General features: G+C 71.9%; 13 protein-coding genes. 6 read left to right on the forward strand and 7 right to left on the reverse strand.

Going from position 1 to position 12,619, the window contains the following annotated elements; all coding sequences use genetic code 11:
- The first annotated feature begins 37 nt into the window (after positions 1 to 37).
- On the forward strand, positions 38 to 478 hold the full coding sequence (locus ACV7JO_RS16330) for a HalOD1 output domain-containing protein (RefSeq protein ID WP_470356159.1): 441 nt from the start codon (positions 38 to 40) through the stop codon (positions 476 to 478).
- Positions 479 to 511: 33 nt separating this feature from the next.
- On the opposite strand, the gene ACV7JO_RS16335 is transcribed toward ACV7JO_RS16330, so the two are convergent.
- A complete protein-coding gene (locus tag ACV7JO_RS16335; protein ID WP_470356160.1) occupies positions 512 to 922 on the reverse strand; it encodes a winged helix-turn-helix domain-containing protein in 411 nt (136 codons plus the stop codon).
- Between the two features lie 94 nt (positions 923 to 1,016).
- Here ACV7JO_RS16335 and ACV7JO_RS16340 point away from each other — a divergent pair, with 94 nt between their 5' ends.
- From ACV7JO_RS16340 to ACV7JO_RS16350, 3 genes are all read left to right on the forward strand, one after another.
- A complete protein-coding gene (locus ACV7JO_RS16340; RefSeq protein ID WP_470356161.1) occupies positions 1,017 to 1,661 on the forward strand; it encodes a DUF7509 family protein in 645 nt (214 codons plus the stop codon).
- Between the two features lie 177 nt (positions 1,662 to 1,838).
- On the forward strand, positions 1,839 to 2,123 hold the full coding sequence (locus ACV7JO_RS16345) for a DUF211 domain-containing protein (protein ID WP_470356162.1): 285 nt from the start codon (positions 1,839 to 1,841) through the stop codon (positions 2,121 to 2,123).
- A 3-nt stretch (positions 2,124 to 2,126) separates the two neighbouring features.
- Entirely contained in the window at positions 2,127 to 2,708 is a 582-nt protein-coding gene (locus ACV7JO_RS16350) for a VIT1/CCC1 transporter family protein (protein ID WP_470356163.1), read from the forward strand.
- Positions 2,709 to 2,717: 9 nt separating this feature from the next.
- Here ACV7JO_RS16350 and ACV7JO_RS16355 read toward each other — a convergent pair whose 3' ends face one another.
- The 6 genes from ACV7JO_RS16355 to ACV7JO_RS16380 all read right to left on the reverse strand — a co-directional run bounded on the left by ACV7JO_RS16355 (position 2,718) and on the right by ACV7JO_RS16380 (position 10,847).
- Entirely contained in the window at positions 2,718 to 5,297 is a 2,580-nt protein-coding gene (locus ACV7JO_RS16355) for a cation-translocating P-type ATPase (RefSeq protein WP_470356164.1), read from the reverse strand.
- Positions 5,298 to 5,417: 120 nt separating this feature from the next.
- Positions 5,418 to 6,719 carry a hypothetical protein gene (locus tag ACV7JO_RS16360; protein ID WP_470356165.1) on the reverse strand — a complete coding sequence of 434 codons (1,302 nt, stop codon included), beginning with the start codon at positions 6,717 to 6,719 and terminating at the stop codon, positions 5,418 to 5,420.
- A complete protein-coding gene (locus ACV7JO_RS16365) occupies positions 6,719 to 7,345 on the reverse strand; it encodes a twin-arginine translocation signal domain-containing protein (protein ID WP_470356166.1) in 627 nt (208 codons plus the stop codon). Before ACV7JO_RS16365 ends, ACV7JO_RS16360 begins: the two co-directional genes overlap by 1 nt.
- A gap of 279 nt (positions 7,346 to 7,624) precedes the next feature.
- Positions 7,625 to 8,374, reverse strand: a complete 750-nt coding sequence (locus ACV7JO_RS16370) for a mechanosensitive ion channel family protein (RefSeq protein WP_470356167.1) — start codon at positions 8,372 to 8,374, stop codon at positions 7,625 to 7,627.
- A 199-nt stretch (positions 8,375 to 8,573) separates the two neighbouring features.
- Complete coding sequence (locus tag ACV7JO_RS16375; protein ID WP_470356168.1) at positions 8,574 to 9,587, reverse strand: calcium/sodium antiporter; 1,014 nt, start codon at positions 9,585 to 9,587, stop codon at positions 8,574 to 8,576.
- A gap of 195 nt (positions 9,588 to 9,782) precedes the next feature.
- Positions 9,783 to 10,847, reverse strand: a complete 1,065-nt coding sequence (locus ACV7JO_RS16380) for a ferritin-like domain-containing protein (protein WP_470356169.1) — start codon at positions 10,845 to 10,847, stop codon at positions 9,783 to 9,785.
- Positions 10,848 to 11,147: 300 nt separating this feature from the next.
- Here ACV7JO_RS16380 and ACV7JO_RS16385 point away from each other — a divergent pair, with 300 nt between their 5' ends.
- Both ACV7JO_RS16385 and ACV7JO_RS16390 read left to right on the forward strand, forming a co-directional pair.
- Positions 11,148 to 11,357 (forward strand): dodecin, encoded by a 210-nt coding sequence (locus ACV7JO_RS16385; protein ID WP_470356239.1) that lies wholly within the window; start codon positions 11,148 to 11,150, stop codon positions 11,355 to 11,357.
- Between the two features lie 114 nt (positions 11,358 to 11,471).
- Complete coding sequence (locus ACV7JO_RS16390; protein WP_470356170.1) at positions 11,472 to 12,563, forward strand: bactofilin family protein; 1,092 nt, start codon at positions 11,472 to 11,474, stop codon at positions 12,561 to 12,563.
- Positions 12,564 to 12,619: the final 56 nt, after the last annotated feature.

Below are 12,619 nucleotides of genomic sequence, written 5' to 3' on the forward strand. Positions count from 1 at the left end.
ACCCAGACGACGCGTCGTGGTGGTTCCGTTCAGTACCATGCCCACAGATTCACCGTCCGACGAGGTCACGACCGCTGCGAAGTTCGAGTCTGCGCTGGCGGAGTTAATCGAAAGCGCCGTCGAGAACGGGGTCGGCGTCGCCGGCGCGTGGGAGTGTCGGCGCGACGACGGCCTGCCCGACTACGAGGCTGTCGTCACGCCGCTCGACTCGCCTCGACCGACCGGCGGCGCGGTCGACGAGTCGGGCCCCGCCGCGGACCACGCAGTCGTCGAGCGGGTACTCGAAGGCGTCGCCGCCGCGGAGGGCGTCGAGCCGGCGATGCTCGAAACACAACTGTACCACGCCGTCGAACCCGACGCCGTCGAGACGCTGCTGGCACACGACGGCGAGCCGTGGGAGCTTCGCTTCGACTTTGCTGCCCACAGCGTCCGGATAACGAGCGACCGCCACGTCACGGTCGACGGGACCGAGGTGTAGCCGGCCACCGGAGGGCGACGCCGTCCGACTGCGCTACGCCGTCCGACTGCTGTCGTAGGCCTCCGCCATCTCCCACTCGCGGGAGAGGAGTTCCCGGATGCCGTGGTCCAGGAGGACCTCGCCGAAGACGCTGGCGCGGTAGTACCGGTGCACGCCGCTGTCGGGGTCACTCGCCGCCCGCTTGTTGACCAACCCAACGTCGACCAGTTTCGCGAGGTGGTAGTGGAACGTGCTGTCGTCTATCTCCGCGGCGACTGCCTCGCGCAGGGCCGTCGGCGTGACCGAGTCGTGGTCGGCGAGGTAGGCCAGTATCCGGAAGCGAGTCCGGTCGGCGACGGCCTTCTGCATCTCGAGGTAGTCGTCCAGTTCCAGCACGCTGTTTGTGGGTAGCTCCCACTCGTCGTCGTTCGGGTCGGTCGGTCCCCCGGCCCCGGTCGTCTCCATACGCGGACGCTCGTTCCGCTCGGACTTAGTCGTTGTCGAGTTGATGGTCGTCAAAAGAGCCGTCTTTTATTATATATCGGGGTGAACGCGGGGTATGGCGACCGACATCTCTCGGGCGCGCCTCGTCGCAGAACTGGGCGACGTTCCCCGCGACGAGTTCCTGCTGTACCTGATGGGGCCGTACAAGTCGTTCAACCTCGAGTACGTCCTGAGCGAGGAGGAGCGGGCGGGTATCGACGTGGCGGACCTGCCCGGACCGCTCCGGAAGCTGTTCCGGAACCGCGAGGCGATAGACGAGGCGCAAGCGTTCCTGCGCCGGGTGCAGGGGTCGCTCCGGGTGTCGCCGGGCGTCAACGCCTTCCTCGCGCTGGACGCGGGTATCGACACCGACGAGGTCGACGCCGCGACACAGAGCATCGAGTACGCGAAGTGCGCGAACCTGACCGCGTTCGTCCTCCCGTATCTCGGCCACAACTTCGGCGTCGGGGAGGAGGCCGGGAGCATCCTCGAAGCCCTGAGCGGGCCGGAGGGCGAACTCCGCGGGGAGTACCGCGACCGGCTCGTCTTCGCCAAGGAGTCCGCGGTCACGTCCGCGATGGTCCGGTCGGCCCGGTCCCGGTGGGACGGCCGCGTCCTGACGTACGACACCGAGGCGGAACTGGTGGCGAAGCTCAGGACGGCCGTGGGCAAGACGATGCTCCGGGAGCAGTTCGGCGAGTTAGAACAGCGCGGCCGATAACGGGACCGCCCGGCCGCCGGTGTTTGTCAGAGGCACAACCGGGTAGGGAAGCGGCCGGGCTACGCGCACCTACGGCGGGTGAGGTGTTGAGTATACGCTGCCTACGCCGCCGCTCGCCGCGGCGAGCGCGCCGACCGTCTCGTGGTATTAAGTCACACGCCGTCGACGATTCGGACGATGGGGACCGCGCTCCGTCGGCTCGTCCTCGACGTGTTGAAACCTCACGAGCCGTCGCTGCTGGCGTTCAGCGAGGCCGTCGGGGCCGTCGACAGCGTCGACGGGGTCACCGTCTCGCTCGTCGAGCACGACCGTACGGTCCAGACCGTCGAACTGACGGTAGAGGGGGACGCGCTCGACTATCCGGCCGTCGAGGACGCGGTCGAGGACCTCGGTGGGAACGTCCACTCGGTCGACCAAGTGGCGCGCGGGACACACGTCGTCCGGGAGCGCTGGGACAGCTAGCCCGTGTCGCCCGAGCGAGAGCGGCTGTGGCGGCTGTGGCGGCGCGCGGACGTGCGGGCTATCGCGCGGCGCTACTTCGTCTCGAACGGGTTCGACGGGGCGCTGACCAGCATCGGCGTCGTCGTCGGCGCGGTGCTGTCGGGGGTGCCCGACGGGGCGGCGGTGGTGAAAATCGGGCTGGGGGCGGCCGTCGGACTCGGGACCTCCGCCGTCTGGAGCGTCTGGGAGATCGAGCGCGCCGAGACGCGGGCCGAGGTCAGGCGCATCGAGCGGGCGATGCTGACCGACCTCGGCGACACGCAGGTCGGGCGCGACCGGCGCGGCGCGCGCGTCGTCCACGCCGCCGCCAGCGGGCTCGGACCGCTCGTCGGCGTCGTCGTCCCGCTCACACCCTTTCTGGTGGAGGGACGACTCCTCTCGATGGCGTCGGCGGCGCTGGCCGGTGTCGCGCTGGGCGTCGGCGTCCTCGCAGCTTTCGGGGCGTACATGGGGTCTATCTCCGGCCAGCGGTGGTACGTCGCGGCGGCGCGGATGGGGCTGGCCGGGCTCGTCGTCGCGCTGGTCAACTACCTCCTGCCCGCGTAGCGGACGGCGTCACGCCGCCCGGTCGTCGACGCGGCGTCTGACGAGCCAGCCGACGCCGGCGAGGGGCGGCGCGGCGAGCGCGAGTACCGCACCGACGAGGGCCCAGTCGGCGACATCCAGCGGGACGGTTCCGAAGTACGCCCGCAGCGGCGTGTACAGCACCGTCAACTGGAGCGCAACCGAGGCACACACCGCGCCGCCGAGCCAGCGGTTCGACAGCGCCGGCGTCTCGCGGGCCCACCGGATGACGTACAGCTTCAACAGCTCCAGCGCGACCAGCGTCGTGAACACCATCGTCATCGCGTAGGGGGTGACCGCGGGCGCGCCGTCGAGCGTGTAGACGGTCAGCCCGAGCAACAGCACCGTCGCCGTCACCCCCGACCCGGCGACGAGCGTCAGCATCTCGCGGTCGACGATGCCGTCGGCGCGGTCCCGGGGCCGACGGTCCATCACGTCGCCGGCCGGGTCCGTCCCGAGCGCCAGCGCCGGGAGGCCGTCGGTGAGCAGGTTCACCCAGAGCAACTGGACCGCCGGGAGGAGGAGGTAGCCAAAGAGCGAGGCGACGAAGACGACGGCCACCTCGGCGACGTTGGCGCTGAGCAGGTAGGCGACGAACTTCCAGACGTTGTCGAAGACGGCCCGACCCCGCTCGATAGCGGTGCGGATGGAGGCGTAGTTATCGTCGAGCAGGACGATGTCGCTGGCCTGCTTCGCCACGTCGGTCCCGCGGACGCCCATGGCGATGCCCACGTCGGCGTTTTTCAGCGCCGGCGCGTCGTTGACGCCGTCGCCGGTCATCGCCACGGCGTGGCCGTTGTCCTGTAGGGCGTCGAGGATGCGGACCTTGTGGCTCGGCTCGGCGCGGGCGAACACGTCGACGGACTCGACCCGGTCGCGCAGGTCGGCGTCGGAGAGCGCGGCGACCTCTTGCCCGGTGAGGACCGACGACTCGATGCCGACCTGCGCGGCGACGGCCCGGGCGGTCGTCGGGTTGTCACCGGTTATCAGCTTCACGTCGATGCCGGCCCGCTTCGTGTCGGCGACGGCCGCCGGCACCTCCGCGCGGGGCGGGTCCAACAGCCCGAGCAGCCCGACGAACACCAACTCGGACTCCACGTCGTCGGTCGCCGCGTCGGCCGGCCGGTCCCGGTAGGCGAACCCGAGGACGCGGAGCGCGTCGGCCGCGAGGTCGTCGATGCGGGACTCGACTCGGGACCGGGCCTCGGCGTCTAACTCGACGGGGCCGTCGGGACCGAGGAGCCGTGTCGACCGCTCCAAGACGACGGCGGGCGCGCCCTTGACGAAGACCGCGTCGTCGTGAACCGTCGCCATCCGCTTTCGCTCGGCCGAGAACGGGACCGTCTCCCGGCGCGGGCGCTCGGCCCGGAGGCGGTCGGTGTCGTAGCCGTGGTCTTCGGCGGCCGCGACCAGCGCGCGCTCGGTCGGGTCGCCCGTCGTCGCCGTCGCGTCGTTGCAGACCGCCCCGATTTCGAGCAGGCGGTCGAGCCCCGCGTCGTCTCCGACCGACCGCGCCTCGGCGTCGGCGAGCGAGCGGCGCTCGTCGTCGACCCACGCGGCCCGGACGCGCATCTCGCCCTCCGTCAGCGTCCCCGTCTTGTCCGTACAGACCACGTCGACCGCCCCGAGGGCCTCGACCGCCGGGAGCGTCCGGACGAGCGCGTGCTCGTCGGCCATCCGACGGACGCCCAGCGCCAGCGTCAGCGTGACGACCGCTGGCAGGCCCTCGGGGACGGCCGCGACCGCCAGCGAGACGGCCGTCAGTCCGGCCTGTACGAGGTCGCGCCCCCGGACGAGCAACAGCGGGACGACGACCGCCGACAGCGCTACGACTGCGGCCCCGAGGCGGCGGCCCAGCCGGTCGAGGTCGCGCTGGAGCGGCGTCTTCGGGTCCTCGGCCTCGACCAGCGCCGTCGCTATCTCGCCGACCTCTGTCCCCATTCCCGTCTCGACGACGACGGCGACACCGCGGCCGCGGGCGACGCTCGTTCCCTTGTAAACCATGTTCTCGCGCTCGGCGAGCGGGGTCGCCGCGTCCAGCGGGTCGGTGGTCTTCTCGACGGGGAGGCTCTCGCCGGTGAGCGGTGCCTCGTCGACTTCCAACCCCTCCGTTTCGAGCAGCCGGGAGTCCGCCGGCACCACGTCGCCCTGTTCCACCTCTACCACGTCGCCGGGGACGAGCGCCGTCGCCGCCACGGACCGGACCGCCCCGTCGCGCCGGACCGCGGCCGTCGGCGTCGCCATCTCGCGGAGCGCGTCGAGACTCCGCTCGGCGCGGTACTCCTGTGCGAAGCCGAACAGGCCGTTCAACAGCAGGATGACGGCGATGAGGGCCGCGTCGATGGCGTGGCCGACCGCGGCCGACAGCGCCGCCGCGGCGACCAACACCCAGACGAGCGCGCTGGCGAACTGCGCGAGCAGGATGCGAACCGGGCCGCGCCCGCTGGCCCCCGTAATCTCGTTGGGGCCGACGGTGGCGCGCCGCGTCGCGGCCCGGTCGGCCGGGAGTCCCGCCCCTGTCGTTCCCAGTTCCTCACAGACCGCGTCGGTGGTGTGGGTGTGCCAGTCCATTCGGTCTCGGCGGGCGCGGCTGATGGCGGCCGCGGGACGTACACGGGGGTCCGCGCCACGGGTGGTAAGTAGTCACACCGTAACTGTCGGCCCGGCGTGTGCCCCCGGCCCGCGCCCGCGTCAGCGCGCCCCGTCGAACGTGTCGACGACCCGCTGGCACGCCGTCGGGACGCTCCGGGCGCGCAGCGTCGCGGCGGTATAGCGGCGCATCACGTCGTCGAGGCGGGCGGCGCGCACGTCGCCGCTGAACCGGCCGAGCGACTCGTCGGCGTAGGCCACCGACCACGCGGCCGCCGAGAGCGGGCGGCGGGCCAGCGCCGGCCGCTGACTCCGGTCGAGCGCCCGCCGTATCGAGCCGAGGGCGCGGTCCCGGGCCGCGCGGACATCCTCGCCCGACTCCGGGCTGAAGGTCGCGCCGTCGTCGAGTAAATCCCGGAGGCGGTCGAGCGCGAGAAACGCCGTCAGTCCGTCGAGCGCGTCGAGCAGGGCGCTGGCGGTCCGGTCGGCGTCGGCGGGTCGCTCGGCGCTGGACACGGCGTCGTCGCGGAGTCGCTCACGCAGTCGCCACGCTATCTCCGGCTCGCGGTCGGTCGGCTCGGGCGGCAGGGCCGCGCGGCGGTCCCGGAGCGTCCCGCGCAGCGCCGCGACCGCGTCCGAGAGCGGGTCGGCGACGGTCCCGGCGTCGTCGGGGAGCGAGGCGGTGAGCCGGTCGTACAGGTAGCGGCTGTCGTCGACGAGCGCCCGCGCCGTCTCGGCGTGGTCGCCCCACTCGGCGACGGCTAGCAGCGAACCGGGGCCGCCGCGGGGCGACAGGGCGTCGGCGTCGAGCGCGCGGGCGAGGTTGCGCTCGATGCGGGCGTGGACGAGCGCCGCCCGGACCGGGTCGGTGCCGCGGTACTCGTGGGCCGCGCGGAATGTCCGGGCGTCGGCGACGGCCTCGGCGTGGGCCGCCCGGAGCGGGGCGGTCGTCGCCCCCTCGTCGACGACAGCCCACCCCGCCGCGGCGTACCGCGCCTCGCCGCGGGCTTGCCGGAGGGATTCGAGCGCCGCCAGCCGGGTGCCGGCGGTGCGGGCCGCGTCCAGTTGCGTCGTCGCGTCGTCGGCGGCCGTGACGAGGCGCTGTCTGACGTACCCGTTGGGAACGTCCGCCGGCCCCAGCGGCAGCGGGAGCCGACCCAACAGGTCCGTCACCCGGTCGCGGGCGTCGACGAGCGCCCGCCGCTCGATATCGACCGGGAGCGACTCGACGAGTATCGGCTCCGGTTCCGCGGCCGAGCGCGCCTCGCCCACGTCGGGAAGGTCGTAGGCCGAAACGGTCGGCTCGGAGTCGCCCGAGAGGGAGTCGAGCCCGGAGCACCCGCCCAGCAGCGCCGCGCCGCCGGCCGCGAGAAAGCCCCGGCGCGTCGTCGCGGGGTCGTCCATCAGCGCTCACCCCCGCGGGGCGGCCGGCACTCCCCGCCGATGCTCGAACTGAAGCCGTTGACGGCGTCGGGGTCGAGTGCGGCTGGGATGCGGATGAGCCGCGACTCGAAGACGTGGTCGTCGACGGCGCAGCGCTCGTCGTACGGGCGGAGCACCTGCGCGTAGTCGGTCCCCACCTGTCCGGGTTCCCACTCGACGTAACACAGCCGGAGCCGGAAACACTCCTGAACCCTGACCGTCTCCAAGTACAGCGTCTCGCTGTCGAAGTCGGTGCCGGAGACGAACGACGCGAGCGCGTCGGCGTCGACGCCCTCGCCGGCGGTGAGGGCGTCTGCGGTCGACGGCGTGCCGACGACGGCGTGCGTTGAGTGGCCGAACCGCCTGTCGCGCAGCGTCTCGGGCGTGTCGCGGTCCGGGTCGGGCGGGCGAATCGGCGGCCGGGCGGTGGCGGCCCGGCGGAGAAACACCGCCGGGTCCGTCTCGGTGTCGGCTCCGGTCCGGGCGGCGACCGTATCGGTCGACCGCGAGGAGCCGCCGGACCCCGTGGTCAACCGGCCGCAGCCGGCGAGTCCGCCGGCCAGTGCCGTCGCTGTCTGGAGGAAGCGGCGTCGCGTTGGAGGGACCATCGTGTTCGGAGGAGAACGACGGCGGGCATAGATTTTGTGGACGCGGACGGGCGGCCAGCGGACCGGCTACCGCGTGGAACCCGGGTAGTGAGAGACGACCGCCACGGAGGATATTCAACGGGACAATTCCCCGATTCGGAGCGGTATACGAGATGTAAGGGGAGAGTGTGAGTGTTTTTCGAACCGGACAGGCGTTTGTGCGTGGGAATGGGGCCTCAGCTGAGTTTTTCTTCGGTTTTTCGAGTCAGAGCGGGGGTAGATAGGTTCCGGCGCGCCCAATCAGTCGACGGATTCCTCGCCGCCGTCGGGTTGTCCCATCGGCGTCGTGGTGTCGGGGGGCCGGCCCGGGAGCCAATCGCCGATGTTCGCGGCGACGTAGTCCCGGCCGCCGAGGCCGAAGGCGATGCCGATGGCGAGGGCGACGCCGGCGGCGATACCCCACGCCGCGGCCTGTGCGAACGTGAACAGGATATCCACGTCGACGCCCATCGTCCCGAGTCCGACGACGACGGCGATGAAGTACAGCACCACGCGGAGGCCGTCGGCGAACACGTCGGTGTAGCTGGTATCCGTGACCGTCTCGGTTCGGGCCACCACGTCGCCGAGGAAGTCCGCGAGGACGAACCCGACGACGATGATGAGCGCGCCGGCGACGAAGGCCGGCAGGTACGAGACGGCGCTGGCTATCCACTGCGAGAGCAGGTCGACGGCCAGCGCGTCCGCGGCGGCGAGGACGGCCAGCGCGTAGACGAAGTACGCGGCGACCCGGCCGAGGCTGCGGGAGACGGCGACCTCCGTCCCGCCAAGCGCGCCGCCGATGGGCGTTTGCACGACGAGGCGGTCGATTTCGGTCCGGTCGACGACGCGGCGGACGAGGCCGCCGAGGAGGCGGCCCACTGCCCAGCCGACGAGCAGGATGACGAGCGCGCCGACGAGTCGCGGCAGGAACGCCACTATCCCGGCGACTGTCTCCTCCAAGTAGTCCGGAACCCCGACCTGAAGTACGGGCGCGTACGCTACGGGTGGCATACGTCGACGTATGACACGGAGAGGTATTGTTACTCGCGGCGTAATCTGTCGGACCGACGCGACTCCGACGTGGGCCGGCGGCACAGTCCGGCGACGGTTCAACGCCGGTCGCAGGCACTCGGGGTAGGGACGTGGTACCGCGTGACAGCATCGGAGTCGCGGCAGGCGGCGAGCCGTGCGGTCGGCGAGCGCGGGACGGTCACGGGACCAGTCCGAGGAGGAACACCGCGTACAGCAGGAGCCCCGTGACGCCCTCCCAGCGGGTCATCTCGCGGTCCTGCGTGACGAAGTAGTACAGCAGCGTCGCCAGCAGCATCACCGGAAGCGAGTAGGACAGCACGCTCGCCGGGACGACGAGGGGCCCCAGTTGGCTCGTCGCACCCGTGACCGCGAACGTGTTGAAGACGTTCGAGCCGAGCGTGTTGCCCACCGCGATGTCGACCTCGCCGCGCCTGACGGCGGCGACGCTGACGGCTATCTCTGGCAGCGACGTGCCGACGGCGACGGCCGTTATCGCGACGACCGCCGCGCCCACGTCGAACGCCGCCGCGAGCGTGAGGACGGCCCGCACGAGACCGTTGGCGCTGACGACGAGCACCGCGAGGGTCACCGCCAGCGTCGCGTACGTCCGTGGCCCGACCGTCGTTGCCGCGGCGGCCGCGTCGGCCTCGGCGGCGTCGAAAGGCGGGGTCGGGTCGTCGAGCGCCGTCGTGTCGGCGTATTCGGCGACGAGGTCCTCGACAACCGTCTCCAGTCGCCGCTCCTCGGTCAGCGTGGCGTGGGTGTAGACGGCGGCACCGACCAGCGCCAGCAGACCCTCGTACCAGACGAACCGCCCGTCCCAGACGGCGATGGTCAGGAAGGCGGCCGAGGCCATCAACAGCGGGAGGTCGACCCGCACCAGTTCGCGCTCGATGCGGAGGCGGCCGCCGGCGACGGCCGCGACGCCGAGGACGAAGAAGATGTTGGCGACGTTCGACCCGACGACGCTACCGACGACGATTTCGGGGGCGTCGACCAGCACCGCGAACGCCCCCGAGGCGAGTTCCGGCAGCGAAGTGCCGCCGGCGACGACGGTCCCGCCGACGATGAACGGGGAGACGCCCGCCGCGAGACCGACCCGCTCGGCCGCGGCCGTGAACCGGTCCGCGGCGACGAGCAGGAGCGCGAGCGAGAGGGCGAACGCTGCGGCGACACCGAGGACAGCGGTCATCGAGTGCGACGGAGCGAGCCGGCGAGCGCGGTTCGGTCGTCCCGGACGGTACGCGGTGACACGTTCGCTCGTCGCGCTCGCGTCGGTGATAGTTATTCGGCGTCGAACGCCGTCCCGCGGGCGGCGCGAAATCAGAGCAGGGCGAAGGCGGAGCGGCGAGAGAGCGAACCGACGGCGTTGGGCGAAGCCGACCGGTCAGAACGGCTCCGTGCCGGTCGGCGTCCCGGTGTCGGTGTCCGTCGGCGTCCCCGTCTCCGTGCCGGTCGGCGTCCCGGTGTCGGTGTCCGTCGGCGTCCCCGTCTCCGTGCCGGTCGGCGTCCCGGTGTCTGTCGGAGACTCGGTCGGTGTCTCGGTCGCAGTGTCGGTCGGGGTGGCAGTGTCCGTCTCTGTGTCGGTCTCGGTATCCGTCTCGGTCGGGGTATCCGTGTCCGTCTCCGTGGGGCTCTCCGTCTCGGTCTCGGTTTCGGTCTCAGTCTCCGTCTCCGTCTCGGTCTCAGTATCCTCTTCCTCGGGCGTCCCGGCGTCCTCGCCCTCGATGAACCCGGCGAGAGTGTCGAGAACGTCCTGTTGGGAACTGGCCGGGTCGAACGCCTCGGGGGCGGGGGCCGTCCCAGTGACTTCGTTGAAGACGGCGGCGTGGCGGGCCTCGACACTGTGGATGGACAGCGCCGCGGCCAGCAGGTCCGGGCTCTCGACGTAGGGCGCGGCCCCAGCGTAGGCCGCGACGGCGGTGTTCTCGATGGTCTGGCCGACCGAGAGCGCGTCGTCGACGCTCTCGATGCCGAAGTCGTACGACTCCGCGGCGGCCGGGGTCCCCCCGAGCAGTTCGACCGCCTCCGCGAGGAGGTCCACGTGGGCGGCCTCCTGTTCCGCGAAGGTCTGGACGGTCTCGTACAGCGCGACGCGGTACTCCTCGCTGTAGGACTGGAGCGACCCCGCTTCCACGAAGTCCGTCTCGCCGAAGGTGTCTACCATCTCCGTGTAGAGCGCGCTTTCGAGCCGCTCCAGCGTCAGCGCGTAGTTGAGGACCTCGACGTCCGTACCGTCTACGTCGTCGAACGTCGCGGTGAGGTCGTCGGGACCGTCGTCCTCCTGCTGGGCGATGGCAAAGCCCGTGCCGCCACCGACGGCCAGCAGCGCGCCGCCGGCGAGCGCGGTGTGGTTCAGGAACGACCGCCGGGTGGTCGTCTCGTCGTCGTCGGAACCCGCCCGTATCGAGGCGGCGATGCGCTCCGGGAGTGAGTCTGTGTCGTCGGTCATAGCTGTGGATCGTCTCGCTCCGGAAGAGTCGTCGGTCTGTTGTTTAGTTATACTCAACACGGCGTGGGGTAATCTCGGGGCAACGCGAACTAAGCTCGGCTTATCGCGGTGGCGGCGGCCACCGCCGTCCGGCGACGCGGCCTCGCAACGACCTCTGTGGTGGCGAGTCGGCGGGGCGAAACCGGAGTGGCGTGAGAGCCACGCGCGGCGCGGCGAGTGCGCCGGGGGCGCGGGTAACACCGCGTTGTCGCCGACAGCGCCGGTATAACAATGCCGCGCGAGCCGCGAATCGGAGCCGGGATGGTGTTCAAGAAAGTGCGGCTCATCGGGCGCAGCGAGGAGAGCTTCGAGGACGCCGTCGGCGACGCCCTCGACCGGGCCGAGCGGACCCTCGACAACGTCATGTGGGCGTCGATAGCGGACCAAGTCGTCGAACTGGCGGAGTCCGGGGTCGAGTATCAGGCCGAAGTGGAGGTCGCCTTCGAGGTCGACGACTTCGCGCGCCCGTGACGGCGTGGGGCCGGGGCGTGCGGGTGCCGACGCGGTTCGCGGCCCCGCGGCGGCGAGAATAGCGTCTGCGTACTTATTGTTCGCCGCTGCGACCGCTCGGCCATGGCGTCAGGTGTGTCCGGCCGGACAGGGAGCATCGCCATCGTGGTACTCGCTGTCGTCGCACTGGCCGTCGCCCCGAGCGTGGCGGCCGCCGAGACGCGGTCGGGCGGGACCGTCGTCGTCGACGAGGGGGAGACCGTCGACGGACTGACCGCCTACGGCGGGACGGTCATCGTCCGCGGGACGGTCGCCGGCGACCTCGACGCGTTCGGCGGCAACATCTACGTCCCGGGCAACGTCACCGGCGACGTGTCGGCCTTCGGCGGGAACGTCCGGCTCTCGGGGACCGTGGGCGGCGACGTGGGCGCGGCGGCGGGGAACGTCGTCGTCGAGTCGCCCGCGACCGTCGGCGGGAACCTCGAAGCCAGCGCCGGGACCGTCGTCCTCGCGGGGACGGTCCGGGGGAACGTCGAGGCCGCCGGCGGGACGGTCACGCTCACCGAGGACGCGACCGTCGACGGCGACGTGGCGTACGCGGTCGGCGACGGGGAGTTCCGCGACCGAGGCGCGGCGGTCGGGGGGACCGTGCGGGAGAGCCCGGGCCTGCAGGCCGGCCCGAGCGGCGTCCCGACCGTTCCCGGGTGGGTCGTCGGGGCCTACGGCGTCCTCGTCAACCTCGCTCTGGGGGCGGTTCTCCTCTTGCTCTTCCCGCGGGCCGCCGACGGCGTCGCCGAGCGCGTCGGGAGCCGTCCGCTGCGGACCGCCGGCGTCGGGTTGCTGACGCTCGTCGCCGTGCCGCTGGTGCTCGCGCTCCTCGTCGTCACGGTCGTCGGTATCCCGCTGAGCGTCGTCGGCGCGCTCGTCTTCGGTCTCGCGCTCTGGGTGGCGGCTGTCTACGGCCGGTTCGCGGTCGGGGCGTGGCTGCTCTCGCTGGGGGACCGCGGCGGGCGCTTCCTCAGCCTCGTGGTCGGCGTCGTGGCTGTCGCGGTGCTGAAGCTTATCCCCGTCCTCAGCGGCGTGGTCGAGTTCGTCGTCCTCCTGCTCGGATTGGGTGCCCTGACCGGCGTCACGCGCAGCGCGTACCGGGGCCGCGAACCCCGTACCGCCGGGAGTCGGCAGACGACGCTCGACGACGCCACCGACGAGGGGGCCACGCGAGGGTGACGGGCGTGGCCGGTAGCGGGCAGCGGCGCGAGCGGTCCGCGCGGGCGGTGAGCGCG

The organism is Haloarcula sp. MBLA0138 (assembly GCF_055632455.1).

What these genes read in the sequence shown, in the direction of transcription:
- ACV7JO_RS16330 (WP_470356159.1), top strand. Translation starts at nt 38, where the DNA reads ATGCCCACAGATTCACCGTCCGACGAGGTCACGACCGCTGCGAAGTTC.
- ACV7JO_RS16335 (WP_470356160.1), bottom strand. Translation starts at nt 922, where the DNA reads ATGGAGACGACCGGGGCCGGGGGACCGACCGACCCGAACGACGACGAG.
- ACV7JO_RS16340 (WP_470356161.1), top strand. Translation starts at nt 1,017, where the DNA reads ATGGCGACCGACATCTCTCGGGCGCGCCTCGTCGCAGAACTGGGCGAC.
- ACV7JO_RS16345 (WP_470356162.1), top strand. Translation starts at nt 1,839, where the DNA reads ATGGGGACCGCGCTCCGTCGGCTCGTCCTCGACGTGTTGAAACCTCAC.
- ACV7JO_RS16355 (WP_470356164.1), bottom strand. Translation starts at nt 5,297, where the DNA reads ATGGACTGGCACACCCACACCACCGACGCGGTCTGTGAGGAACTGGGA.
- ACV7JO_RS16360 (WP_470356165.1), bottom strand. Translation starts at nt 6,719, where the DNA reads ATGGACGACCCCGCGACGACGCGCCGGGGCTTTCTCGCGGCCGGCGGC.
- ACV7JO_RS16365 (WP_470356166.1), bottom strand. Translation starts at nt 7,345, where the DNA reads ATGGTCCCTCCAACGCGACGCCGCTTCCTCCAGACAGCGACGGCACTG.
- ACV7JO_RS16370 (WP_470356167.1), bottom strand. Translation starts at nt 8,374, where the DNA reads ATGCCACCCGTAGCGTACGCGCCCGTACTTCAGGTCGGGGTTCCGGAC.
- ACV7JO_RS16375 (WP_470356168.1), bottom strand. Translation starts at nt 9,587, where the DNA reads ATGACCGCTGTCCTCGGTGTCGCCGCAGCGTTCGCCCTCTCGCTCGCG.
- ACV7JO_RS16380 (WP_470356169.1), bottom strand. Translation starts at nt 10,847, where the DNA reads ATGACCGACGACACAGACTCACTCCCGGAGCGCATCGCCGCCTCGATA.
- ACV7JO_RS16385 (WP_470356239.1), top strand. Translation starts at nt 11,148, where the DNA reads ATGGTGTTCAAGAAAGTGCGGCTCATCGGGCGCAGCGAGGAGAGCTTC.